Raw genomic sequence first — 25,171 nt, forward strand, 5'->3', positions numbered from 1 at the left:
TCTTTCAGCCACAAAGCCGCTTTTGTGTGGAGCCCTCATGAACGAGAAAACGGTCCAGCCTGCCGTGTTGCGTATCCCCGAAGGCTTGCAGATCCCGGCTCAGGTGATCTGTCATGCCACCAGCCTGCGCCGGGCGAGTCGGCGTATCTGCCAGTTGTATGACGCGATCATGGCGCCTTGCGGCCTGCGTTCGACGCAACGCTCGATCCTGATGCAGATCGCCCGTAATCAGGCCCTGAGCATGACTGAACTGGCCATGTTGTTGGTGTTGGACCGTTCGGCCCTGGCCCAGAATCTCAAGCCACTGGAGCGTGAAGGGTTTGTCGCCGTTGAGGTGGACCCCGACGACAGGCGCAGCCGCCGGGTGCGCCTGACCCAGAGCGGCGTGGATAAACTGCTTGAGTCCCAGGCCTTGTGGGAAGAGGCCCAGCGTTGCTATGAGACGGCTCTGGGGACAGAGCGCGCTCATGAGTTGCGCCAGTTGCTGGGCCTGGTTCCGGTGGCCGATTATGGTGACGGCATCATCGGCGGGATATAGGTCAGCGTTGTGCCGAGCGCCCACAGCAAGACCAGCACCAGCGGCGTATGCACCAGTAATTGCACGAACGAGAAGCCTATCAGGTCGCGAGCTTTCAACCCCAGCACACCCAGCAGTGGCAGCATGTAGAACGGGTTGATCAGGTTGGGGAGGGCTTCGGCCGCATTGTAGATCTGCACGGCCCAGCCAAGGTGATACTGCAGTTCATTGGCGACCTGCATCACATAGGGTGCCTCGATGATCCACTTGCCGCCCCCCGACGGAATGAAGAATCCCAGCACCGCTGAGTAGATGCCCATCAGTACGGCATAGGTGTCGTGGGTGGCAATGCTGGTGAAAAAGGTCGAGATATAGTGCGCCAGGGTCTGGGCATCGCTGCCTTTGACGGTGGTCAGCAATGCGGCGATCGAGCCATAGAGCGGGAACTGGATCAGCACGCCCGTGGTGGTTGGCACTGCGCGGGTTACGGCATCCAGAAAGCTGCGCGGGCGCCAGTGCAGGAGTGCGCCGAGCATGATGAACAGGAAATTGTAGGTGTTCAGCCCTGAAATCGCGGTAATTGCAGGCTTGGTCGAGAACTCGTTGAACAGCCAGCCTGCACCCAGCAAAACCATCAGTATGATCAGCAGCGGGCTGTATTCCAGCCATTCGCCGGGCCGTGAGCGTGGTGGCAAGGGCGGCAGATTGAAGGCCGGGTCAACGCCACAGGCCTTGGCATCCTTGGCGGTATTCGGGCCGGGCGCCGTGGCATAGGCGACGATCAGTGAAATGACCACCAGTGCTGCGAGCATGACGCCTGACTGCCAGAGGAAAATAGTCTCGGTGAAGGGGATCACGCCAGTGATCGCCAGAATCGACGGCGGCAGGCTGCCAGGGTTGGCCTGCAACTGTGCCGCCGATGACGAGAGGCCAAGTGCCCAGACTGCGCCGAGCCCGAGATAAGCCGCAGCGCCAGCGGCGCGATAGTCCATGCGCAGGTCGGTGCGACGGGCGAGGGCGCGCACCAGCAACCCGCCGAACACCAGCGAAAGTCCCCAGTTCAGCAACGAAGCCAGCATGGAAATCAGTGCCACCCAGGCCACGGCGGAGCGGCCGTTTTTCGGGATACGTGCAAGCCGGTCTATCAGACGTACCGCAGGCGGTGAACTGGCGACCACATAGCCACCAATGACCACGAAAGCCATCTGCATGGTGAAGGGAATCAGGCTCCAGAAACCGTCACCGAACGCCTTGGCCGCTTCGGCCGGCCTGGCGCCGATGGCCAGTGTCGCAAGAGTGACGATGGCTACCGCCAGTGCGGCAAAGACCCAGGAGTCGGGGAACCAGCGCTCGGCCCAGGCGGCACAGCGCAGGGCAAAGCGGGCGGAGCGGCTTTCTTCTATATGAGTGGCCACGTGGAGAGTACCTCTGATTATTGTTATGGGAGGAGGGCTCTCTGATTTGTCGTACGGGCATCCAGGCCAGTCGGATCGCCAGCGAGCCTCCACGCTCAAGGCTAGCAAATCCTGTCATGGACAAGGCCTTGCCGACCTTGCCCGTTTTTCTACCTGAAACCCTCGGCGGGAATTCATTGGCTCTGCATGCGTTAAGTGTTGCAAGCCAGTCAGAGGGCCGTGGGAGGCAGCTTGCTGGCGACTGGACTCGCTTGGGTGTTCAGCGTACCCCGGCTGCCATGAGGCGTGTGAACACGCGACAACACTGTGTAAATGGATGGCAGCACGAACAGCGTGAACAGGGTGCCCACCAGCATGCCGACAACGATCACCAGACCGAGGCCAAAGCGGCTGTTGGCGCCCGCTCCGCTGGCGAACAACAAAGGGATCAGACCCACGACCATCGCCGCCGTGGTCATCAGGATCGGCCTTAGGCGAATGCGCGATGCCTGCACGATCGCTGTAGCCGCCGTGCAACTTCTGAGCACCCGCAACTCATTGGCGAACTCCACCATCAGAATCCCGTGTTTGCTGATCAACCCCACCAGGGTGACCAGGCCGATCTGGGTATAGATGTTTACGCTTGCCAGCCCCATGGCCAGTGGAATCAGTGCTCCGCAGATCGACAGCGGCACGGTGATCAGGATGATCAGCGGATCGATCAGGCTTTCGTATTGAGCGGCCAGCACCATGAAAATCACCACAAGGGCAAACAGGAAGGCGATCAGCAATGAGTTGCCTTCATGAATGAATTGCCTGGCATCGGCCTGCCAGTCCTGACTGAAACCGGCCGGCAGGCTTTCGCCTTGTGCCTGCAGAAACGCCACAGCCTGTCCCAGGCTGACGCCCGGTGCCGGAATGGCCTGGAAGGTCGCAGCGTTCTGCTGATTGAACTGCTTGAGTGCATTGGGCTGAATGTCACGTTCCAGGGTGACCACACTGGAAAGCGGTATCTGACGGTCCTGATCGGTACTGACGTAGATATTGTTGAGGGCCTGAGGTGTCAGGCGCTGGCCTGCCGAGCTCTGGGGGATGACGTCATAGGAACGCCCTTGCAGCCCGAAACGATTCGTGTAGTTCTCGCCCATCAGCACCATCAGGGTGTTACCGATGTCCTGCATGCGAATGCCCAGACTATTGGCCTTGCTGCGGTCGATGCGCACCCGGACTACCGGATTATTGAACGCAAGGTCACTGTCGACCACCGCGAACAGCCCGCTGTCACGCGCCCGCTGTTTAAGATCCTCCATTGTCTCGTGCAGTACGCGATAGTCCTGGGTCGTGCGAATGACCCACTGCACGGGCAGACCTCCGCTTGATGCCGGCAAGGCTGGCAACTGGAATACAAAGACGGCATTGCCTTCGGCATCATCCACCGCATGCTGCAACTCGCTCTGGATCTGTACGGCGCTGCGTGTGCGCTCATCCCACGAAGCGAAGTTGACGCCGGCGAAACTGGCTGCCACCCCATCGGTACCGTTGATGATCCAGGTGCTGGATGTTTCGTCCAGCTGGCTCATGATGTCGCTCAACTGGTAGGCATAGCGCTCCACATAATCGAGGCTGGCGTTTTGCGGTGACTTGATCGCCAGCAGCAGATTGCCCTGATCCTCGTTGGGGGCCAGCTCTTTGGCGGCCATGCCATACAGCCAGGGCAGGCTGACCAGGACCAGCGCTGCAAAGGCCAGAACGATGCCACGCAGGCGAAGCGAGGTGATCAGTGCCCGTTGGTAACGTCGGGACAGATGCCTGAAAAAAGCCTCGGCGCGCTGACTCATGCGCGTTTCGTTCTGTCCGGATGGCAATAGCCGGGTGCAAAGGACGGGAGTCAGGGTCAGCGCAATGACTCCGGACACCAGCACCGAGCCGGCAAGCGTCAAGGCGAACTCCTTGAACAGTGCGCCTGTGAGGCCCGCCATCAACCCGATCGGCATGTAGACGGCCGCCAGGGTAATGGTCATGGCAATGACTGCAGAGGCGATTTCCCGTGCGCCCACCAGCGCAGCCTCCCAGGGCGTGCGGCCTTCGCGGATGTGGCGGTGAATGTTTTCCATGACCACAATGGCGTCGTCCACTACCAGCCCGATTGCCAGCACCATGGCAAGCAGGGTCAGCAGGTTGATACTGAACCCGAACAGCGCCATGAGTCCCAGCGCACCGAGCATTGACAGCGGGATGCTGATAATGGGGATCAGTACGCTGCGTACCGACCCAAGGCACAGATAAATGATCAGCACTACGATCAGCGTGGCCTCGATAAGTGTTTCGATCACTTCGACGATAGAGGCGTGGATGAAATTTGCGGTTTCAAAGGCCAGGGCTACCTGCACTCCCGGTGGCAAAGTCTTTTCGATTTCGGGCAGCAGTTGCCTGATGGCTGCAACTATCGACAGCGGGTTCCCGTCCGGTGTCGCATAAAGGCCAAGATGCACGGCGGGTTTGCCGTCCATCAGAGCGCTGGTTTCGTAGGCTGCCGACCCCAGCTCTACGCTGCCCACATCGCGCAGGCGCAATAAACGGTCTGCATGATTGCTGATGACCATGTCGCGAAAGTCTTTCAGGCTGCTCAGGTCAGTGTTGACCTGAATCGAGCTGACAACGTACTGGCCTTTTATCTGGCCTGGCGCTGCCTGGAAGTTATTGGCCTTGATCGCCCGCTCGACATCTTCGGCGCTGATGCCGTGGCCAGCCAGTCGTACGGGGTCCAGCCAGAGCCGCATGGCCAGGCGCTGGCCGCCGAATGTCTGGACTTTGGCCACGCCGTCAATGCCGGAAAACAGTGGCTGAACAACCCGGTCAAGGTAATCGCTCAACGCGGGCACGCTCATGCGGTCGCTTGAAAAGCCTACGTAGGCCACGGCTGTGGCATCCCCGGCGGAACGTTCGATGACCGGGTCATAGGCTTGTTCGGGCAAGCGATACTTGACCTGATTGACCTTGGCGATCACCTCGCTCAAGGTCTTGCCTGAGTCCTGGTTCAGCCCCAGACGCAAGGTGATGAGGCTGCGTCCCTGCACCGATGACGAACTGACGTAGTCAACGCCCTGGACCGAGGCCAGGGACTGGTTCAGAGGCTGGGTCACGAACCCCTGCATCAGTTCGGCCGGTGCGCCGGGGTACTCGGTGCTCACGCTGATGGTCGAGCTTTCCAGAAGCGGATACTGACGAACCGTCAAGTCCTGATAGGCCTTGAGCCCGGCCAGTACGATCAACAGGCTGACCACCAGTGCAAGCACTGGGCGTTTGACAAAGACATCCGTGAACTTCACAGCTCAGCTCCCTTGAAGGTGTCATGCCGGTGCGAGGCCGAAGTGTCGAGCACGCTCTTGCCCACCGGTTCGATCACGGCACCGTCACTGAGCTTCAACTGCCCCGAAACCACCACGCGGTCATCGCGCAACACACCCTGCTCGATGATGACCCGACCATCGCGGCGTTCGCCGGTCTTCACTGCTACCCGACGTACTTTGGGGACCTGCGGGGCATCCGGTCCCGATTCAAGCACATAGATCTCTTCGCCATAGGCGTTATAGGTGATTGCCGTTTCCGGTACGGTCAACACATCCCTGGTCTGCGCCTGGGGCACTTTCACTCGCGCGAACATGCGCGGCAGTGCCGTCTCGGGCGGCTGTTGCAGGCGTGCCTGAACGTTGATCATGCGCGAGCGGTCAAGAATGGGGTCCAGTGTCGTGACCATGCCCGTTATCGGTTGGTCCGGCAGGGCGTCGAGTATGACCTCCAGCGGCCGGCCGGGCTGGATGTGGGGCAGGGCATGTTCCGGCACGCTGAAGTTGACGTAGAAACCCTCGTTGCCCACCAGATTGATCAGGGTTTGTCCTGGCGTGACATATTGGCCCAGATGCACCTGGCGAATTCCCAGAGTGCCGGCAAAGGGCGCCTTGATGGTGAGCTGATCGATTTCGGCTTCGAGTGCCTGCAAGGCCCCCTTTGCAGCCAGATATTCGCTTTGTGCATCACCTTCTTCCTGCCGAGACATCGCATCGAGGGAGGTGAGCTGGCGTGCGCGTTGCAGACGTGCCTGACTGTTTTTCATCTTGCCTTGCAGGCGCACCAGGTCTGCACGCTGGCGTGCATCGTTCAGACGCACCAGCACCTGACCGCGCTCGACCTGTTGCCCTGAGCGGATGGGCAGGTCGACGATACGTCCACCAACCTCGGCAGGTACGCTGACTTCCTGGAAAGCCTCCAGTTCGCCGATGGCTTCCAGATAGTCGGTGAACGGCGCGCTATCGACCTGGGCAACCGCTACCTTCACAGGCTTCACTGCAGCAGTGTCCACTGGCTGGGCCGTGCTCGTGCGAAACGTCCAGAGGCCGCCCAGAATGATCAGCCCCGAGAACAGCAGGAGAATGAGAGGGTGGCGCCTCGCTGCACCGACATCAATCATTGGGATTTTCCTTGAATGGCTTTTAGTAGATCGGCCAGCAACCCGGCGTGAGGAGTTCCACAAGATGGTCGTCCGGGTCTCGGAAATAGATGCTCGACCCACCTTTTGGCCATTGGGTCCGGCCTTCTATGGGAATGCCTGCCTGGGTGAGTCGCTCGGTCCAGGGAGCCATATCCGCAGAGTCGATGGCAAAGCAGACATGGATTCGGCCCTGAGCATCATGAGGCGGGATTTCTCCGCCACTCAGGTGCTTGGTCTCCAGTGAGGCGCCTTGCTTGAACAGCAGCAGGGCGTTCGCCCCGCCAACGTTCAGTGCAACCAGTACGTTGCTTTCCACCATCACTTCGAGCCCAAGGGTCTTGTAGTAAAAATTCTTGGCTTCTGTAAGATCTTTCACATAAAGCGCGGTCTCAATGATCCTGTTGAGTCGCGGCATATCTCGCTCTCCTTATGGAATCAAGGAAGCACCCTCTCTCCCGAAGTTGGAAGGCTAAGGATGGCTACTGTTTTATTGCGTAATATCGACTTGAATCTGTTGGTGATTCTCGATGCCCTTCTGACAGAAAAGCATGTCACTCGCACGGGCGAACGATTGCATCTGAGTCAGCCGGCCATCAGTCACTCCTTGAGCAAGTTGCGCAGTCTGCTTGATGATCCGATTCTGATCAGGAAGGGCAATGAGGTCTTCCTGAGTGCTCTGGCAATCAGCCTCCAGGCGCCTCTCAAGAATCTGTTGAGTCAGATCGAAGCCTTGTTTGGCAGCTCGATTGCCTTTGAGCCCGCCACGTCCCGGCGCACGTTCAATCTGGCCATGTCGGATTACGGCGCGGCAATTGTCTTGCCCAAATTGCTGGTCCGTTTTCGCCGGGAAGCGCCCAATACAACGCTGGTCGTCACTCAGAGCAGCCGTCACGGAATGCTTGAGCAAGTCGCTCAAGGCAAGATCGATCTGGCGCTGGGCGTATTTCCCAACCTGCCGACCGACATCGCCCAGGCCACGCTTTTCGAGGAAACCTTTTCGTGCCTGCTCGACCGCAACACCTTGCCGCCGGGTGGAACGCTCGATCTCGAAAATTACCTGTTGCGTCCGCATATATCCGTTTCCATGGATGGGAGCGTGGGTGAGGTGGACACGCTGTTGCGTGCTCAGGGCCTGCACCGACGCATCGCCGTCAGTGTGCCGCACTGGCGTACGGCGCCAGGCATGATCAGCAATACCGACCTGATCCTCACCGTGGCCACACGTACACTGGATGAGGCACTTCTTGACGATTCGCTCATACAACTCACACCTCCATTGACCATTCCGCCGTTTCCGTTCGTACAGATCTGGCATCACCGGTTCAACGAAGACCCTGCGCATCAATGGCTACGTGAGCAGGTCGCACAGGCGGCCGCTCATCGCACTGTCTCGTTCTGATCCGGGCGCAGTCGCAAGCGCAGGTCCGGTCCGATGCTGGTCACTTCGTACAGACTGAAATTCAGACTGTCATGAAGGCTGGTCAACTCCGGTAGATGGACCATCGGCCGGGCGATATCACCCAGCAGACGTGGTGCGATGTAGACCAGCAGTTCGTCCACCAGGCCGGCCTTGAGCAGCGCACCGGCCAGAGTGGGGCCGGCCTCCACGAATACATCGTGCAGGCCGCGCTCGCTGAGCACGTGCATCAACTGCGCAAGATCCACTCCGTTCTCGTCACTTTGCAAACGCAACACTTCGTTGCCCGTGGTTGTGGACTCAGCCGGTGAAGCGTCCAGTCCGACCACATGCAGGCTGGGCGCCAGGCTGTTGAATACTCGTGCGTTGCCGGGCACCCGGGCCTTGCTGTCGAGCACGACCCGGACCGGAGGCAAGGCTGCCGGTGAAGACAGATGGCGTACGGTCAGCAGCGGGTCATCAGCCAGTACAGTGCCACTGCCGGTCACGATAGCTGCACTGGACGCCCTCCAGAGTTGTACATCGCTGCGTGCCTGATGACTGGAAATCCATTGCGAGCGACCGTTGCTGAGCGCCGTGCGACCATCCAGGCTCATGCCCAGCTTGAGCTGCACCCAGGGTCTTCGTCGTTCGACACTGGACAGAAAACCACGATTGAGTTCCCGTGCCGCTGTCCTGAACAACCCCACCTTGACCTCGATACCGGCTTCACGGAGTTGCGCGATTCCGCGCCCGTTGACCTTCTCGAAAGGGTCTTCATGGGCAACGACAACCGTGGCAATTCCACTGTCGATCAAGGCCTGGTGGCAGGCGCCGGTTCGTCCTACGTGACTGCAGGGCTCCAGCGTCACATAGGCCGTGGCACCTTTTGCCAGTGCCCCGGCCTGACGCAACGCGAAGACTTCGGCATGCGGCCCGCCAGCGCAGCGATGCCAGCCTTCGCCAACCACTTGGTTTCCGTGGGCAATCACACAGCCCACCCGAGGGTTGGGCCATGTGGAGTGACTGCCACGTGCGGCCAGCGACAATGCATGCTGCATGTGCTGGAAGTCGCATTCAGTGAAGTGGTTCATACCTGCGCCTGTGCTCCGGCGTGGACGTTGATCGGGTAAATACGCCCGTCATAGGCGCTGGCCAGAAAGCCTGTGCCGTCGATGTTGTGGGAAATGCAGGAGATACCGCTGGCCGTCGGTTTCTCTACAGCCACCCAGCGACGTTTGGCGACATCGAAAATGGCCACTGTTCCGCCGTAACTGCCTGTTGCGATCTGCGTGTGATCAGGGGAAATGGCGATGCACTTGATCGAGTGCTGGTGAGGCGTGTCGTAGACCTCATCCTGACCGTTGCGCCACAGGCGCAGCTTGAGGTCCCTGCCGATGCTGGCAAAACCATCTTCAATACGGGTGCAGCCGTTGGAAATACGGGCGTGAGCCTTGTCCAGGTAGCGCTCCAGGCCGAAGTCGCTGATCCGGTGAAAAGCCGCCGCGGCAGTGGCGCATACGCTGAACAGAAACGTCTCGTCGGCAGCGATACCCTTGATGGCATTCTCATGCAGTTGTATCGAGGTGACGAAGCGGGGCTGGCCGGCTTCCAGCGCAAAAACAAGCGCTTCGCCGGTGTACGTCCCGATAGCCGCATGCAACTGGCCGTTTTTCTCGAACGTAGTGCCGCAGTTGAGTGGAGAGCGATGCTGATAGAGCGTGTCCCCGGTACGGGCGTCGAAGACGGTGCCCATCTGCCCGCCTGTCAGAACGCTTTCGCCGAAGGGCAGCAGGAAGTTGCAGAGGCTGCCGGCGTGAGTGCTGGCCTGACCATTGATGTGCAGGATGCCGGCATCGCCAATGCTGTAGATGTCATCGTTGACGACAGCCACGGCATTCAGGCTGATCGCAGGCTCGATACCATCCAGGTCCCAGACCTGGGTCTTGAAGTTCCAGGTCGCGTATCGGGAACCAAAGGTCACGAAGGCGATGCGGTCGGTTCCCAGCAGCGTACAGCTGCGTGGCCAGATGATGCTGGGCAGGGAAGTCTGTGCGGTCTTGACCAGATTGTTGTGCTCATCCAGGTGCCAGAGTATGACGCAACGGTCGTAGCTCAGGCTGACCAGCAGACGCTGCTCGTCATCCCAGATGATGCGTTTGATTCCGGCAGCATGGGCCGGGTGCAGGTGAGTGCCGCTTGCATCGATGAGGGAAACCTTGCCCTCATCGTCACCCGCGAAGATGATCCCGTCCCGAGACAGGGCAACGGTGTCGGTTTCCACACCGCCCAGATCGATGAGTTCAAGCTGGGCACCGCTCTGTGCGCACCAGCGGCGAATCGAGCCATCGTCACTGCTTGAAACCAGTGTACGGCCGTCGGCTGACCAACTGACCGAAATCACATCGGCACTATGGCCTTTGAGGATGTGTCTGGTCTGCCCTTGCAGATCGAACAGACGCAGCGTGTGATCGCGTGAACTGGTCGCGATGGTTTGGCCGTCCGGCGAGAACGCGGCCATCTCGATGTCATCTTCATGCCCGATCAACACGGCCTTGAGGCGCAGGCCTGGCACTTCCCAGACGCGAGCCGTGTAGTCGCTGCTGGCACTGACCAGTAACGTACCGTCGGCATTGAATGCGCATTGATTGGCCAGGTGGTCATGCAGCACACGCTGTATGGGAGTTTTGGTTCTGGCATCCCACAAGATGACCTGATTGTCGTAACCCGCGGTGGCTACATAACGATCTTTGAAAGCGTTGATACCGCTGATAGGTCCGAAATGGCGCATGATCTATATCCTTTAGATAAGTAGGAAACTCGAATTTCAGTCAGCCGCTGTCAGCCTGTGTATAAGGCAGACGGTAAGAAAGAGTCAGTCAGTTGCTAATGGCGATACGGTGTTGTTTCTTGTCGATCTTGGCTTGTAGATAGTTTCGGTTATGTTCGGTGATGAATACGCCGGTCGGAATGACGTCTGAAACATGTATGCCGTTTGATTCCAGAGCCGACACTTTTTCGGGGTTGTTGGTGATAATACGGCAATCAGTAATACCCACGGCTTTCAACATGCTGGCTGCCAGAGAAAAGTCCCGATCATCTTCCGGGAAACTGAGGTGCGTATTGGCTTCAAATGTATCCAGGCCCGTGTCTTGAAGTCGATAGGCTTCAAGTTTTGCATACAAGCCGATGCCGCGGCCTTCCTGACGCAAGTAAATAAGATAGCCGCCTTCTTTATGCATGCGATTGATGGACTCGGTCAATTGAGGCCCGCAATCGCAGCGCTGGGAACTGAAGACATCCCCCGTCAGGCATTCGGAGTGGATACGTACCAGTGGACTTTCCGGTCGATCGGGCCCCAGCTTTATCAAAATATGTTCATGTTTGGGGTCAAGGCCGCTAAAGGTGAAAAACGTGCCAGGGCATTGACCTTCATTGAGAGGAATATCAACTTTATTACGCACTTTGACAGTTTTCATGATTAACCTTCTTACTGAGTGATGAGGCTATTTGTTTTTATAGGAGGACACTGGGGCAATGATTCACACCGAGGGTGTTTCTGCAAGGCGAAACCCCATGACATAGATGGCTCGAGGGTATTTGCCGTGGCGTCGGCAATTGCGTGCCAGATCTCTGAAGCGGGTGAAGCTCCCGCCCCGGGCGACGCGATGGGTACCCACAACGGTAACCAGATCGTCTTCGATTGCCTGACCGCCAGGGTAGGGGGCGTAATCGTCGGCGACGTATTCCTCGACATTGCCCGCCATGTCCATGCAGCCGAATGCGGAGGCACCCCGGCTGAATGCGCCGATGGGGGATGTAGTGAACAGCCCCAGCTCTGCCGTATTGCAATGGTCGGGCAGGAAGCTGTTGCCCCACGGAAAGACCAGATTCCCGGGGCCGGCCGCGGCGTATTCCCATTCCGCTTCCAGTGGCAGGCGGAATTGACGCCCGGTACGGCTGTTGAGCCAGTCGATGTAGGCCTCGACATCCTCGACGGTCAAGCCGAATACCGGATGATTGGCCCGATCCGTTGGAAACTGCCCGAAAGGCCAGTTATCCGGGATCCGGGGTTGCATCGAGTCCTCCAGAAACGCCCGATATTCCAGGTTGGTGAGCGGAAACCTGGCGATACGGTAAGGCTGGAGTGTCACCGCGTGGCGGGGCACTTCCTTTTCAATCCAGGATCGATCAAGCCCAAGCCCGCTCATTTCCTGCATGACCGAATCGACCTCATCGGCCGCCAGCCCTGTTGACACCTTACCGCCCCTGATATCAATCATCTGCGGGTCGAATACGTTGATGCGCGTGTCCACGGTCTGCGCGAGCAACTTGCCAGCTGCCAGTCGGACCTGCAGCGTGGCTTCGGGATCCTCAAGGCGCTCGATCAGCCGCTCCGTGGGCTCCTGAGCCAGCAGTTTCCAGGTCGCCAAAGGCAGCGACATGTTCCGGGGCTGCTGAAAGTGCTCGGGCAGCCCCATCAGATACCTGTCGGTCATCTGAGGGGTAAGCGGCCCTTCAAAGACTGGCCAGTGGGTGAATGAATGATTTGTCGCCATTTGAGACGTGCCTCCTGCGGGAATCACGGAGTATCGCCAGCCCCGTCTGAGGGGCTGCGAGTCGGATCGCTAGCGTGTACAGACCAGACCGGTCTGCAGGCAGTTGCGCTCGAAGTCATCCCAGTAACCGGCGGGGAATTTGTCACGATTGGCTTTTGAGATGATCGGCTTCTGCCACTCGAAGGTGGAAAAACCGGCCTTGGACAGTGCGGTTTCGTAAGCCTCGCGGCTCCAGCGGTAGAAGGTGAATGCGCTGGGTGGCTGGGTTACGAACTCTGCGTCACAACGGAAGCCGCCCTTGTGAGGCTGCTCGTTGAGCACATGGACGCCGTATTTGGTGAAGTTCCCCTGTGCCAGTTGAAAGCCAGGATCAACGGTATAGGCAATCAGCCTGCCACCGGGCTTGAGGTTCTTTGCCACCACCGCAAACATTTTTTCCAGTTCGTCGACCGATTGCGCATAGTTGAACAGCCAGGCCGCGCTCACCCGGTCAAAGGGGGCTTGTGGCAATGTCCCCATGTCCGCAACATTGGAGACCATGTATTCGATGGCCTCATTGTTACGTTCGGATTCCTTGCGGGCCAGTTCGATCATCGAGGAGGAAATATCGACCCCCACTACCTTGCTGGCTCCCTGGCGATACAGCTCCCGGCCAAAAAAGCCGAAGCCACAGGCCAGATCCAGTACGGACTTGCCTTTCACATCACCCATCATGTGAAAGAACGTCTGGGTCTCGACGGAACGCTGTGACGCGCTGTCTGTAAACGCTTCGAAGCGTTCGCCAATTGAATCGTATGCTGCGGATTGACCGGCCATTGTTAACTTCCTTTTATGTGGTGAAAATCCTGGGCCTCGGATTAACTGCGTGTGGTAATCAAGAAGCCGATAATGACAATGAAAACACCGAACAACTTCTGAATGTTCACCGGTCTGCGGGGGAGGCCGACCAGACCGAAGTAATCAATCAATAACGAAATCACAAGCTGCCCGATAATAACCGCCATCATGAAGTTTAAAGTTCCCAGTCGAGGTGCCATCAGCAGTGCGATGGTGATGTAGAAAACACCGGCCACGCCACCTAACCAGGCCCACCAGGGAGCACTTTGTAAAGCCGTAGTGCTCGGCTTTTCAACTTTGAATATCAACAGGGCGGCGAAGACCGCAATCAAGCTGACCAAAAGCGAAACAGTCGTAGCCCATAAGGGGTGTCCCAGTAATGTGCCCAACCTGGCATTGGTGCCCGCCTGCAAGGGAACTGCAAAACCAGCGGCCAGACTCAGAGCAATAGCGGTTAATACATTCATCAAGTGGGTTCCTCTTCTGGTCAGTTTTACTTTTATGGATGGGGATAAGCCAATTCTTGTTTGTAATGGGCTGTATTCGTGAGACCGATGACAGTCTTTACCGGTCTGGTATTCAAACTCAACAAACAGGGCCGGCAACAATGTTTTTCGGTGAGCTTGCGATGTAGCAGAGGAGCAGGAGATACAAGTCCGTTGTTCTGAAAGCCGACATGGTCAGGCCTCTGGCGATGTTTTCGCGCTCCGGTCATGACACTTTAGACAAGTATTTTCAATGAGGGGATAGAAATGACATCAGTAGCAATGTGCTACTAACTAAGTTGCATGTATTGCCAGGCAATAATGCAGCAGGCCGCTGTAAGAGAGCGGCCTGCGGTATAAAGAGTCGGGTCTGTTTGTCGTGGTCGGGTGGCGTGAACCAAGGCTTTCAGAATGTCATTTCGATCACATCATCCGGCACTATCAGCTTGCCTGCCGTCTTGGCAACGATCTCTTCCACGCTGACTCCTGGCGCACGTTCGCGCAGGATGAAGGCACCGTTCTCGATTTCCAGATACGCAAGGTCGGTCAGCACCCGGCGGATACAACCGGCACCGGTCAGTGGCAGGCTGCAACGCGGCAGCAGCTTGGATTCGCCGTCCTTGGAGGCATGGGTCATGGTGACGATGATGTTCTCGGCGCCCGCCACCAGATCCATCGCGCCACCCATGCCCTTGACCAGCTTGCCGGGGATCATCCATGAAGCGATGTTGCCTTCGACATCCACTTCAAAAGCGCCCAGCACCGTCAGGTCCACATGACCGCCACGGATCATGGCGAAGGATTCGGCCGAGGAGAAAATCGAAGCGCCGATGCGCGCTGTCACTGTTTGCTTGCCTGCGTTGATCATGTCGGCATCGATGGTTTCTTCAGTGGGAAACTCGCCCATGCCCAGCAGGCCGTTTTCCGATTGCAGCATCACATCGATATCGTTCGGGACGTAGTTGGCGACCAGCGTCGGAATGCCGATGCCCAGATTGACGTAGTAACCGTCTTTCAGTTCACGGGCGACACGTTGAGCCATTTGTTCGCGGGAAAGTGCCATGGTCTGAAATCTCTTTTTGTTGTACGCCGCTTCCTGCCTGAGGAAACGCCCGGGAATACGACTTGCTCAGGATTTCCTGACGGTGCGCTGTTCGATGCGTTTCTCGAAGGTGCCCTGAATCACTCGGTCGACATAAATGCCGGGCGTGTGGATCTGGGTGGGCAGCAGTACGCCCGGCTCGACGATTTCCTCGACTTCGACCACGGTGATCCGGCCTGCCGTGGCAACCACCGGATTGAAGTTCTGCGCGGTATGGCGATAGATCACGTTGCCGAAGTGGTCGGCTTTCCAGCCCCTGACAAGGGCGAAGTCACCGGTGATGGCTTCTTCCAGAATCACATTGCGCCCGTTGAACTGGCGGGTTTCTTTGCCTTCGGCAACGGGCGTGCCGTAACCGGTGGCGGTGTAGAAGGCCGGGATGCCAGCGCCGCCTGCGCGGAGTTTTTCTGCCAGGGTGCCTTGGGGAGTGAGTTCGACTTCCAGCTCACCGCTGAGCAACTGCCGCTCGAAGAGCGCGTTTTCACCGACATAGGAGGAGATCATTTTGCGGATCTGGTGATCCTCCAGCAGGATGCCGAGGCCGAAACCATCGACACCGCAGTTGTTGGAAACCACCGTCAGGCCTTTGATGCCCATGCGCTTGATCTGCGCAATGAGGTTTTCAGGGATACCGCACAGGCCGAAGCCGCCGCACAGCACCGTCATGTTATCGGTCAGGCCGGCAAGGGCCTCTTCGTAGGTCGCGACACGTTTATCGAGTCCTGCCATGATGATTCGCCTTTTTTATTGTTGATCGTCAAGGACCGTTGTGAGTGCATCTTCTCTCCCGGTCAGTGATTTGTTAATTTTGTTTTTCTGATCAATTGATAATAAAAGTAAATATATGAACGTCAAACAGCTTCGGGCGTTTCTGGCGGTTGCCCAATGCCTGAGCTTTGCCCAGGCTGGCGAGCGCCTGCATCTGTCGCAGCCGGCCTTGAGCCTGACCATCAAGAGCCTGGAAGATGATTTGGGCGGGCAACTGCTGACCCGCACCACGCGCACGGTCAGCCTGACCCCGGAAGGCGAAACCCTGCTGCCACTGGCGCGTCAGTTGCTGGCTGACTGGGACAACACCGAAGAGCTGCTGCGTCAGCGTTTCACGTTGCAGATGGGCAAAGTGTCGGTGGCGGCGATGCCTGCGTTTGCGGGCAATCTGTTGCCCGGGGCCTTGAAGGTATTTCGCGCACGTTATCCACGGGTCAACGTGGCGGTGCATGACGTGATCAACGAGCAGGTGGTGGAAATGGTGCGCCATCGTCGGGTCGAGCTGGGCATCGGTTTCGAGCCCGAGTCGAGCAATTCGCTGGTATTCACGCCGTTCTATATGGATCGTTTTGTCGCCGTGGTTGCAGCCGATTCGCCGCTGGCCGAGCGCAAGCAATTGACCTGGCGCGAGCTGCTGCGCGAGGACTTCATCGCCCTGCAACGACCTTCGGCCGTGCGCCTGCTGCTGGAGCAGGCGATTGCTGCGCAGCACGGCAAGCTTTCGGTCGCTTTCGAGAGCCATCAGTTGTCCACCATCGGGCGAATGGTCGCCAATGGGCTGGGCGTCAGTGCGGTGCCCGCGTTGTGCATCGAGCAGATGCAGGAACTGGGCGCTCGCTGCATTGCTCTGGTCGAGCCGCGTATCGAGCGGCGCATCGGTCTGATGATGCTGGCCGATCACAAGTTGTCAGCGGCCGCCCATGCGTTGCGTGAGGTCTTGATTCAGCATTCCGCAAAAGTCGATAGCTACTATCACGACGGATGATTTTTGCCTGAGGGAGCCGGGGATTAACCTTTGTTCATTCCCGAAAACGAGTCAGTCTGGAGGCTCCCATGAATCATTTCTTTGCTCTTGGTCTTGTCGTGTTCTTCAGTGCTGTGCTGTTGGGCGGCTGTTCCACTCATCACTCCGTCGAGTTGCGTCCTTACACCGCCGAAGAAACTCATCAACTGGCACTTGAAGACTTGAACCGCCGTGGTCTGTCGTTCGACGAATACCAGGCCCGTAAAGCGCAACTGATGGCTGATCCCGCCATTCAGCAGATCCGTCAGTTCGATAAAGAAGGTGAAGTGAGCGTTGAGCGTGGTGCCTTGCTGGATGGCCGTCGCGGCTGAAGGTGGAATGACAATTTTTCGATAGTCGAATTTTATTGAAACTGTACCGATAAAAGTTTCACCCACTGTCCGTTTGTTTGCAGATGATGCTCCGTTAGGGTGATCGCCTGATTTCACCACTCCCCGGACAGCTTGATGCTTCTCTCTTTCGATCTTCTGCTGGCTTTCGCACTGTTTGCGTTTGTCTCCTCTGTGACGCCCGGCCCGAACAACATGATGCTGATGGCTTCAGGCGTGAACTTCGGTTTCAAGCGCACTCTGCCGCATATGGTGGGGATCAGTATCGGCTTTTTCGTGCTGATAGTGGCGGTGGGTTTTGGTCTGGGCAGCCTGTTCAAGACCTGGCCTGTTCTCTACACCATCCTGCGTTATGTGGGTGCGGCCTATCTGCTTTATCTGGCGTGGAAAATCGCGACCTCGGGGCCAGCCTCCGATTCCACTGAACAGCGTGGCGAACCCTTGAGTTTTCTGGGCGCGGCGTTATTCCAGTGGGTCAATCCCAAAGCCTGGGTCATGGCCATTGGTGCGATCAGTACCTATACGCCGATGGAAGGCTATTTCATCAACGTGTTGGTCATCGCGTCGGTATTTGCACTGATCGGTCTGCCTTGCGTCGGCATCTGGGCGGGGTTCGGCAGTTTGCTGCGCAACGTTCTGCGCAACCCGCTGGGCCTGCGGATCTTCAATGGCGTGATGGCGGCGTTGCTGGTGCTGTCGCTGTATCCGTTGGTGCTTGAACATTAGGCTTTTGTGGGAGGGAGCTTGCTCGCGACGGGGCCTGAAATCATTGTCCGGGATTGTTCGCGAATGAATTCGCTCCCACACACATGAAACCTGTGTGCGAATTCATTCGCGAAAGCAGCTACAACGCCAGTTGCAAATGCCCGCCTTGCTGTTTTCTGCGGGCCTGGAGCCGATGCTGCAAGCCAAGCAGGAAATGCTCCAGCCCTTCGCGCAGGCGTTCGGTAAGAATCTCATCCAGCTCACCGCCCAGCTCGTTATCGCTGTAACTGATCTGGCTATCGATGGCGAAGATGCCGTGCAGCACTTCCTGTGATTTCAGCGCGGAAAGCACCGGCTTGAGGGCGTAATCCACGGCCAGCATATGGGCGATGCTGCCGCCGGTAGCCAATGGCAGAACCACTTTGCCGAGCAGAGCACGCTCGGGCAGCAGGTCCAGCAGTGTCTTGAGGGCGCCGGAGAACGAGGCCTTGTAGACCGGCGTACCGATCAGCAGGCCGTCGGCCTGGCGGACGGCTTCAATGAAATCCTGGACTTGCGGGCTGTCGAACTGGGCGAAGAGCAGGTCTTCAGCCTTGAAGTCACGGATGCGAAGCGTCGTGACATTGACGCCCTGATTTTCCAGCCAACGACCGGCATGGGCCAGGACGACGCCGGAGCGGGATTTGGGGGAGGGGCTGCCTGAAAGCGAAACGACCAACATGCTGAATTCCTTGCGATAAGCGTATACCTGCAAAGCAGCATGTGTGCCAGCCTTGTATTTTTATCAAGCTGTTGAAAATAAAGGATTTATTTTTATATCAATGACAAAGGTACAGCCCTTTGATGCTGAATCAGCAGGCAAGTGCTGATCCACTGTTGCTGTACAGACAGTTTCTTCGGGCAAAAAAAATCCCCGCACGGGTCGGTGCAGGGACGTCTTCTGGCCGGGTTTCAGTTCCTGAAGGCTGCGCCTGTCTGTACCACACTGGCCGAGCCAAGCAGTTGGCTGATGAAGCGGTTCCAGCGCGTGATATTGGCAGGCCCGACAAACACCACATCCTGAGCCTGGAGTTCAAACTGGCGAGCCAGCAGGTAGGCAGTGGGTTTTTCAGCTTTCAGGTGATAGACCGTGGACACCGCATTGGCCTGGTTCTCGACGCCGCGAATCACGTAGACCGCGTCGCCATTGGCGGTTTCCGGGCTCAGGCCGCCGGAGCTGCCCAGGGCTTCAAGCAATGTCACGCTGGTGGTGCCGAAAGAAATGACCTGCGGGTTACGCACTTCTCCCAGCACATAGATCTTGTTTTTGGAGTTGCTGTTGAGGTGCAGGTAGTCGCCATCCTTGAGGAATATCTTGCTCAGTTGCGAGCCCTGGCGGTTGAGCGAGTCGATATCGATCAAGTAGTCCCGGCCATCGCGCCTGAGGGTCAACCCGGCAAGGTTGGCGTCGGTCAGGTCGATACCGGCGGTGCTGACTGCTTGCACCAGGCTCAAGGGAATATTGGTGATCGATTGCGGGCCGGGAGTCTTGAACGAGCCCGAGAGCAGTACGCGCTGGCTGTTATAGCGCAGCACTTTCACATCGACCTTGACCTCGGTGTATTGCGGCGCAAGCCCCATGCGCAGTTGTTCGCGAATCTGGCTGACAGTCTTGCCACCGGCCCTGATCTTGCCGACATAGGGAAAGAACAGCGTGCCGTCGCTCAGCACTTCTCGCGTGTTGGCGTCGAGCTGGTCCTGTGAACCTGGAGCGGTCAGTTCCGGGTGCTCGAAAACCGTCACCAGCAAGGTATCGCCCGGACCGACCGCATATTCCGGGGTTTTATAGTTCAGCAGCTCGGCGGGTAACGTCACGCTATTGGACGCTATGCGTTGCTGCTGTTGTTGCAGGCTTTTGGGGGTGATATCGACCAATTGAGCCTTGGGGCCATTCGGGTCATCCGCCGTGATATCGCCCGGGGTCATGTGTTGGCCGGGGGCAAACACGCATCCCTGCAAGATCAGACTGGAGAGCAGCACAACAACCAGGTTTCGATTCATATGAGTGTTCCTTGCTGACGGTGCGTCTGGCACCACGATGATTTCATTGCATCCCTGTTCAACATTTCTCTGCGGGTTCATGTCTTGTGCGCGCACATACCTCCCTCCGGGTATGGGCGCCCGGAATCCTTTCGTTTCGTTTGGGGTAAGGTCTGTCGAACCGGTCAGAAGGCGTTCTTGTTGAGAAAGCCTTTGAACAGGGTCAACAGGATGATTTTGAGATCCAGCCAGACCGACCAGTGCTCGATGTATTCCAGGTCGAATTCGACACGTTTCTGCATCTTGTCCAGCGTGTCGGTTTCGCCGCGCCAGCCATTGATCTGTGCCCAGCCGGTAATGCCCGGCTTGACCTTGTGCCGCAGCATGTAGCCACTGACCTGCTTGCGGTATTGCTCGTTATGCGCCACGGCATGGGGGCGCGGGCCGACAATGGACATATCGCCGCGCAGCACATTCAGAAACTGCGGCAGTTCATCGAGGGATGTCCGGCGCAGAAAAGCCCCCAGCGGTGTGATGCGCGCATCGTTGCGTGTGGCCTGACGCACGACTGCCCCGTTTTCCTGAACACTCATGCTACGAAATTTCCAGACCATGATCGGTCGCCCGTCCAGGCCGTAGCGCCGCTGGCGAAACAGGATCGGGCCAGGTGACGTCAGCTTGATCGCAATGGCAATCAGCAACATGGGCAGGGCAATCAACAGCAGAATCAGGATCGACAGCAGAATATCCTCGGCCCGTTTGACCAGGCTCCAGGCGCCATCCATGGGCGAGTCGAAAATGCTGATGCTGGCCAGGCCATTGATACTTTCGCTGCGCGCGTGCAGCAGCTCGAACATGAAGACATCCGGGATCAGGTACACCGAGGCGGTGGTGTCGCTCAAACCTGTGATCAGCTCACGCAGGTGTGGCTCACCGCTGAATGCCAGAGTGATGTAAACCTTGTCGATCCTGCCTTCTCGGGCGTCGTCGACCAGTTGTTCGAGATTGCCCAGCACCGGTACATGATGATCGTTGTTGTTGAGTTCCATCTGGCGGGGTTGCGAGTCGTAGAAGCCCAGCAGATTCAGGCCCATCCACGGCGCGCTGGAAATGGACTGTGCCAGACGGGCTCCGACCTGGCCGGTGCCGACAATCGCTACGCGCCGGGTATTGAAACCGTGACGCCGCAAACCGTGCAGGACCCTGCGAATCAGCAGCCTGTAACCGCACAAGGCTGCCAATACCAGCGCGAACCAGGTCATGTGGCTGTTATCGGGCATCCGGAAACTGCTGAGCAGCAAATAGTCTACGGACAGCAGAATAACGAACGTCAGTGCCCAGTAATTGAAGACCTTGGCCAGCTCCCGCAGGATGCGTTCGCCGCGCCATGATCCATAGAGTTGGTGAAACTCGCTCAGCCAATGGAAAACCAGCACGGCCAGGATGATCTGGAACCAGACTTCGGCGCTGCTGGCGGCCGGTTGTTGCTGACTCTGCCAATAGCCGATCAGCACAATGATTGTCAGATCCAGCAGACGATGAGCCACTGACAAGGCTGATTGGTGGGCATGCAGGATGCCGCGGACTGGGGTGCGCATTTAGTGGGCTCGCTCAAACGGATTCGGCTGGAACGACTCGGGGCGACACTTCGCTGTTGATCAGGCTCGCACTGTTCGGATTCAGCCAGTGCCGGGTCGGCAGTTGGGTCAACTGCGTGGCGCTCAGGCGGCTCTCGACGAACGACAGCATTTCCTGTTCAAAACGCCGGACCGAGAAGCGCTCGGCGTTGGCACGGCAGGCCTGGGCACTGATGAGCGATTGCGCGGACTCGAATTCGGCCACGGCGGCGATCAGCGATGCCACGTTCTGCTGCCGATAGAACACGCCGGTGGGGTGAGGTTGGTCCAGCCCGTGGACGGTTTCCAGCACGCCGCCCTTGCCGAAGGCAATCACCGGTGTGCCGCAGGCCTGAGCCTCCACCGGGCTGATGCCGAAATCCTCTTCGGCCGCGAACACGAAAGCCTTTGCAGCGCGCATGTGTTCAAGCAGTACGGCCGCTGGCTGGAAACCCAGCAGCCGGACGTTGGGTGCCTTGCTGGCGATGGCCTGGGCCTTGGCCATGTCCGGGCCATCGCCCACCACCACCAGTTGCTTGTCCGGCATGGCGGCAAAGGCTTCGATGATCATCGGCAAACGCTTGTAGGGCACCATGCGTGAGGCGGTGAAGTAATAGTTCTGTCGAGTACCTTCCTGAAAGGTGAAATTCTGTGTGTCCACTGGCGGGTAGATCACGGTGGATTCACGGCGGTACGCCTTGCGGATCCTGGCGCCAATGAAGCGGGAGTTGGCGATGAAATCATCGACGCCGGTTGAAGTGCGTTGATCCCACATACGTATGTAGTGCAGCACCAGGCGCGCCAGTTTGCCCTTGAGGCCCTTGTTCAGGCCCGATTCGCGCAGGTATTGATGCTGCAGGTCCCAGGCATAGCGAATCGGCGAGTGGATATAGCTGACGTGCAACTGGTCCGGTCCGGTGAGCACACCCTTGGCCACGGCATGGCTGCTGCTGATGATCAAGTCATACTCCGACAGATCCAGTTGCTCGATGGCCAGCGGCATCAATGGCAGATAGCGCTGATATCGGGTTCTGGCTCCTGGCAGATTCTGGATAAAGGTGGTCCTGGCGACCTTGCCGCCCAGATGGGCGCGGTCTTCGTCGCTGAGAAAGTCGATGACCGCAAACAGGTCGGCTTCTGGCCAGATGTTTATCAGTGAAGCCAGCACGCGCTCGGCACCGGCATAAGTCACCAGCCAGTCGTGGACGATAGCAATTCTCATGGAGATTCCTTGCTCTGTAGCTCGCTCTACTTCAGGCGCAGGCTGATCGCGTCTTGGCGTGGCAGTTTTATTGAGATTCAGCTTTTTCCCGAAGGGGATTCCGACACGGAGCGGGTATTGGCGGCGTGTTGAGGGCATGAGCCCAGCAGGGCATCGATGCGTTGTGACAGACGCTTGGCCGAGCTTTCCCACGAAAAGCGCGTCACGTTGTGCAAGCCTTGGGTACGCAATGCCTTGCGCAGCGGTTCATCGATCAGCACACGCTGCATGGCGGCAGCCATGTGGCTGACATCCAGAGGGTCGAAATACAGGGCACTGGCTTGCAGCACTTCAGGAATCGATGCGGCATTGGCTGCCAACACCGGGCAACCGCAGGCTTGCGCTTCCAGCGGTGGAATCCCGAAGCCTTCGTACAGTGACGGGAACACGAAGGCGGTTGCGCCCTGATATTGACTGATCAGTTCGGCATCGCTGAGCCGTCCCAGAAAGCGGATACGCGGGTCCCGGCAGGCCAGGCGTTGCAGGTCCGGGTCTGCAAATACACCATGGGCACCGCCGACGATGTGCAGCTGGACATCTTCATGGCCGCGCAGGCTCATGAAGGCCTGGATCATGCGATGGAAGTTCTTGTGCGCACTGGGGGAGGAGACTGCCAGCAGGTATTTACCGACGTCTTCAGTGGGAGGCTGAGGTGTGAACGACTCGCTGACTGCTGCGGGCAGGACCAGGATTTTCTTTTCCGGGAAGCCGTAGAACCTGGAAATCTCGCCCTTGGAAAAACTGCTGCTGGTCACCAGGGTCTTGATTCGCGAAAGCATGATCGGGGTGATGATCCGGTAGACGGTCCTGAAGATTCGCGTGTAGCTGTGCGGGAAGCGTGCATAGGTGATGTCGTGGTGCGTTGCAATCTGATTGCTGTACAACATCGGCCCGGTGCTGCAGGTCGAGAGCAACAGCGGGCTGCCTTGGCGGCGCAGGTACAGCGGCAGGTCGAACTGCTCCCACAGATGGCCGCTATTGCGACCGATGCAACGCACTTCCAGCGCCTTGGCGCTTTCATGGCGCTTGATTCCGTGCGGAGAGACAAAAACCACATCGTTGCGTATTTCCTTGAGTGCCAGGCATAACTGCTCTGCGAAGCGCTGAACCCCGCCTATTTCCTGGGTAAGAAATCGGGCATTGATAAAAATCATTAAGTGCATCCTGCAAGGTAGTGGGTGGTGTGTGTTCGCTTGACGTACTGATGCTGATCAGTTGAGGCACAAACAAAACCTGTGGGGGGCAGCTTGCTGGCGAAAAAGGCCTGAAAACCGGCAGATAAACTGCGTCTGAAGTCGCCAGAAAGCTGCCTCCCACAAAGTGATTTATCCCTTCAGTGTGCGTCGTGAGCGAATAGCGCTGGTCTTGTGCCCAGACTGATTATTTTTGGAAACTCATCGATGGGAACCTGGGCCGAACAGCGCGAGTCATTGCAGTTCCAGGGGATATCGGTGTCGAACTGGCCCTTTTCGGGCTGGCCACTGTCGATCATTCGCACGGTGCCGTGCTGCATGCTGCTGGCTTCCACGTGGGTCAGCCTCGGTACGCCGGTGGTCCAGGCCACCAGTATCTGTTCTGCACCCTTGGCGAATCTCAGTAGATAGGTGCTGTCGAGTTCGCGGCTTTTGTCGGCGTCATAGCGGTATTCGAGAATCGTGCTGCTGATGGCCTTGAGCGTCAGGTAGGCCGGTTTGAGGCTCAGGTCATACTTGAGCAGGCCGAAGTTCTGCTGCGGGTCATTGCCGTCCCGACCGCTGTCGATCAGGCCGTACCACCACAGCCCCTTGATGTCCGGCACGGTCTGGGCCAGGAAAAAACTTCGGGCCAGAAAGGCCGCCTGGGTCTGTTCGCTGATGCCGCATTTGCCGGTATTGGTGGGCCAGCCCATTTCCGTCAGGTACAACGGCACGGGGCGCGCTGCCAGGGTTCTGAGATCGGCATCGATCCAGCGCAGCCAGGCGATCCAGCGTTCGGGCGTGTGGCGTTCTTCGTGGCGGCAATGCACGTAAGGATGCAACGACAGCCCGTCGACCTGATTCAGCAGGCCGTTCTGGATCAGCCTGTCGGCGAACCCGAGGTCCATGCCCAGGCTGGTCACCGCACCGGCCAGTATCGTCACCGGCTGTTTCTGTTTACGGATGCGTGTGACGGTTTCTTCGATCAGATTGTTGTAGTCCTTGGTGGCCCAGGCATCGACCGGGTTGTCCCGGTCCCACTCATTCCAGATTTCGTAGAGATCGACGCTGTCGGCCAGCTCCCGGCTGACAAAGCTGACGTAGTTGCCGAATGCCAGGCTGACGGGCGGCTGGCGAGGCTTGGCATAGTTTTCGTAAAACGGGTTTCCGTAACCCAGCACCAGCAAGGGTCTCAGGTGGTGTTCCTGAGTCTTGCTCAAGTACTCTCGCCAGGCCGGATCGATCCGCATAAAGCCGCGCCGGGGTTCGACCGTGGTCCAGTAGGCGTCGTCCCTGACCGAATTGACCCCTGCTTCCTCCAGCAGTCTCAAGACCTTGGCCGAAGAGCCGTTGTCATTCATCAACTGGGTGTCGACACCAATGATGAAAGTCTCTTCTCCCTGTGCAATACGGATCGACAGCAGCCACGGCAGGAAAACCATCAACAGTTTTCGCCAACAGGATGCAGGTGTTTTTGACATGGGTTGTCTCAATG

General features: G+C 58.0%; 23 protein-coding genes. 5 read left to right on the forward strand and 18 right to left on the reverse strand.

Annotated elements, in window-relative coordinates; translation table 11 throughout:
• The first annotated feature begins 37 nt into the window (after positions 1–37).
• On the forward strand, positions 38–538 hold the full coding sequence (locus ACODS3_RS23660; protein ID WP_201020468.1) for a MarR family winged helix-turn-helix transcriptional regulator: 501 nt from the start codon (positions 38–40) through the stop codon (positions 536–538).
• Here the strand turns inward: ACODS3_RS23660 and ACODS3_RS23665 are convergent.
• The 4 genes from ACODS3_RS23665 to ACODS3_RS23680 all read right to left on the reverse strand — a co-directional run bounded on the left by ACODS3_RS23665 (position 508) and on the right by ACODS3_RS23680 (position 6,815).
• Entirely contained in the window at positions 508–1,932 is a 1,425-nt protein-coding gene (locus tag ACODS3_RS23665; RefSeq protein ID WP_201020467.1) for a short-chain fatty acid transporter, read from the reverse strand. The genes ACODS3_RS23660 and ACODS3_RS23665 overlap by 31 nt on opposite strands.
• 209 nt (positions 1,933–2,141) lie before the next feature.
• Positions 2,142–5,240 carry a MexW/MexI family multidrug efflux RND transporter permease subunit gene (locus ACODS3_RS23670; RefSeq protein ID WP_489036546.1) on the reverse strand — a complete coding sequence of 1,033 codons (3,099 nt, stop codon included), beginning with the start codon at positions 5,238–5,240 and terminating at the stop codon, positions 2,142–2,144.
• Entirely contained in the window at positions 5,237–6,379 is a 1,143-nt protein-coding gene (locus ACODS3_RS23675; protein WP_489036548.1) for an efflux RND transporter periplasmic adaptor subunit, read from the reverse strand. The genes ACODS3_RS23670 and ACODS3_RS23675 overlap by 4 nt, the downstream gene beginning before the upstream one ends.
• 22 nt (positions 6,380–6,401) lie before the next feature.
• Positions 6,402–6,815: a VOC family protein gene (locus tag ACODS3_RS23680; RefSeq protein WP_201020464.1), complete on the reverse strand. Its 414-nt coding sequence runs from the start codon at positions 6,813–6,815 to the stop codon at positions 6,402–6,404.
• A 60-nt stretch (positions 6,816–6,875) separates the two neighbouring features.
• On the opposite strand from ACODS3_RS23680, the gene ACODS3_RS23685 reads away from it, so the two are divergent.
• Positions 6,876–7,799 (forward strand): LysR family transcriptional regulator, encoded by a 924-nt coding sequence (locus tag ACODS3_RS23685; protein WP_201020463.1) that lies wholly within the window; start codon positions 6,876–6,878, stop codon positions 7,797–7,799.
• Here the strand turns inward: ACODS3_RS23685 and ribD are convergent.
• From ribD to ACODS3_RS23725, 8 genes are all read right to left on the reverse strand, one after another.
• Complete coding sequence (gene ribD / locus ACODS3_RS23690; RefSeq protein ID WP_489036550.1) at positions 7,778–8,890, reverse strand: bifunctional diaminohydroxyphosphoribosylaminopyrimidine deaminase/5-amino-6-(5-phosphoribosylamino)uracil reductase RibD; 1,113 nt, start codon at positions 8,888–8,890, stop codon at positions 7,778–7,780. The genes ACODS3_RS23685 and ribD overlap by 22 nt on opposite strands.
• Positions 8,887–10,587, reverse strand: coding sequence for a WD40 repeat domain-containing protein (locus ACODS3_RS23695; RefSeq protein WP_201020461.1), 1,701 nt, complete (start codon positions 10,585–10,587; stop codon positions 8,887–8,889). The genes ribD and ACODS3_RS23695 overlap by 4 nt, the downstream gene beginning before the upstream one ends.
• Before the next feature lie 88 nt (positions 10,588–10,675).
• Positions 10,676–11,275, reverse strand: coding sequence for a GTP cyclohydrolase II (locus ACODS3_RS23700; protein WP_201006655.1), 600 nt, complete (start codon positions 11,273–11,275; stop codon positions 10,676–10,678).
• Positions 11,276–11,338: 63 nt separating this feature from the next.
• On the reverse strand, positions 11,339–12,355 hold the full coding sequence (locus ACODS3_RS23705) for a formylglycine-generating enzyme family protein (protein ID WP_489036551.1): 1,017 nt from the start codon (positions 12,353–12,355) through the stop codon (positions 11,339–11,341).
• 69 nt (positions 12,356–12,424) lie between these two features.
• A complete protein-coding gene (locus ACODS3_RS23710; RefSeq protein WP_304575848.1) occupies positions 12,425–13,171 on the reverse strand; it encodes a class I SAM-dependent methyltransferase in 747 nt (248 codons plus the stop codon).
• Positions 13,172–13,212: 41 nt separating this feature from the next.
• Positions 13,213–13,659, reverse strand: a complete 447-nt coding sequence (locus ACODS3_RS23715; RefSeq protein WP_201006650.1) for a DMT family transporter — start codon at positions 13,657–13,659, stop codon at positions 13,213–13,215.
• A 424-nt stretch (positions 13,660–14,083) separates the two neighbouring features.
• Positions 14,084–14,740, reverse strand: coding sequence for a CoA transferase subunit B (locus ACODS3_RS23720; RefSeq protein ID WP_304575847.1), 657 nt, complete (start codon positions 14,738–14,740; stop codon positions 14,084–14,086).
• Between the two features lie 66 nt (positions 14,741–14,806).
• On the reverse strand, positions 14,807–15,508 hold the full coding sequence (locus ACODS3_RS23725; protein ID WP_201006648.1) for a CoA transferase subunit A: 702 nt from the start codon (positions 15,506–15,508) through the stop codon (positions 14,807–14,809).
• 115 nt (positions 15,509–15,623) lie between these two features.
• On the opposite strand from ACODS3_RS23725, the gene ACODS3_RS23730 reads away from it, so the two are divergent.
• The 3 genes from ACODS3_RS23730 to ACODS3_RS23740 all read left to right on the forward strand — a co-directional run bounded on the left by ACODS3_RS23730 (position 15,624) and on the right by ACODS3_RS23740 (position 17,626).
• Positions 15,624–16,532: a LysR family transcriptional regulator gene (locus ACODS3_RS23730; RefSeq protein ID WP_489036554.1), complete on the forward strand. Its 909-nt coding sequence runs from the start codon at positions 15,624–15,626 to the stop codon at positions 16,530–16,532.
• A 68-nt stretch (positions 16,533–16,600) separates the two neighbouring features.
• A complete protein-coding gene (locus ACODS3_RS23735; protein WP_489036556.1) occupies positions 16,601–16,882 on the forward strand; it encodes a hypothetical protein in 282 nt (93 codons plus the stop codon).
• A gap of 135 nt (positions 16,883–17,017) precedes the next feature.
• The gene (locus tag ACODS3_RS23740; RefSeq protein ID WP_201020456.1) at positions 17,018–17,626 is read left to right on the forward strand and encodes a LysE family translocator; all 609 of its coding nucleotides are present in this window, start codon (positions 17,018–17,020) and stop codon (positions 17,624–17,626) included.
• Positions 17,627–17,744: 118 nt separating this feature from the next.
• Here the strand turns inward: ACODS3_RS23740 and ssuE are convergent, their stop codons facing one another.
• From ssuE to ACODS3_RS23770, 6 genes are all read right to left on the reverse strand, one after another.
• Complete coding sequence (gene ssuE / locus ACODS3_RS23745) at positions 17,745–18,326, reverse strand: NADPH-dependent FMN reductase (RefSeq protein ID WP_025259442.1); 582 nt, start codon at positions 18,324–18,326, stop codon at positions 17,745–17,747.
• A gap of 230 nt (positions 18,327–18,556) precedes the next feature.
• Positions 18,557–19,645 carry a polysaccharide biosynthesis/export family protein gene (locus ACODS3_RS23750; protein WP_201006642.1) on the reverse strand — a complete coding sequence of 363 codons (1,089 nt, stop codon included), beginning with the start codon at positions 19,643–19,645 and terminating at the stop codon, positions 18,557–18,559.
• A 164-nt stretch (positions 19,646–19,809) separates the two neighbouring features.
• Complete coding sequence (locus tag ACODS3_RS23755) at positions 19,810–21,222, reverse strand: undecaprenyl-phosphate glucose phosphotransferase (RefSeq protein WP_201020455.1); 1,413 nt, start codon at positions 21,220–21,222, stop codon at positions 19,810–19,812.
• Positions 21,223–21,235: 13 nt separating this feature from the next.
• On the reverse strand, positions 21,236–22,462 hold the full coding sequence (locus tag ACODS3_RS23760) for a glycosyltransferase family 4 protein (RefSeq protein WP_201020454.1): 1,227 nt from the start codon (positions 22,460–22,462) through the stop codon (positions 21,236–21,238).
• A 77-nt stretch (positions 22,463–22,539) separates the two neighbouring features.
• Positions 22,540–23,655 carry a glycosyltransferase family 4 protein gene (locus ACODS3_RS23765; RefSeq protein WP_201020453.1) on the reverse strand — a complete coding sequence of 372 codons (1,116 nt, stop codon included), beginning with the start codon at positions 23,653–23,655 and terminating at the stop codon, positions 22,540–22,542.
• A 179-nt stretch (positions 23,656–23,834) separates the two neighbouring features.
• Positions 23,835–25,157: a hypothetical protein gene (locus ACODS3_RS23770; protein WP_201020452.1), complete on the reverse strand. Its 1,323-nt coding sequence runs from the start codon at positions 25,155–25,157 to the stop codon at positions 23,835–23,837.
• Positions 25,158–25,171 lie beyond the last annotated feature (14 nt).

The sequence above is a fragment of the Pseudomonas sp. FG43 genome, from assembly GCF_057809175.1.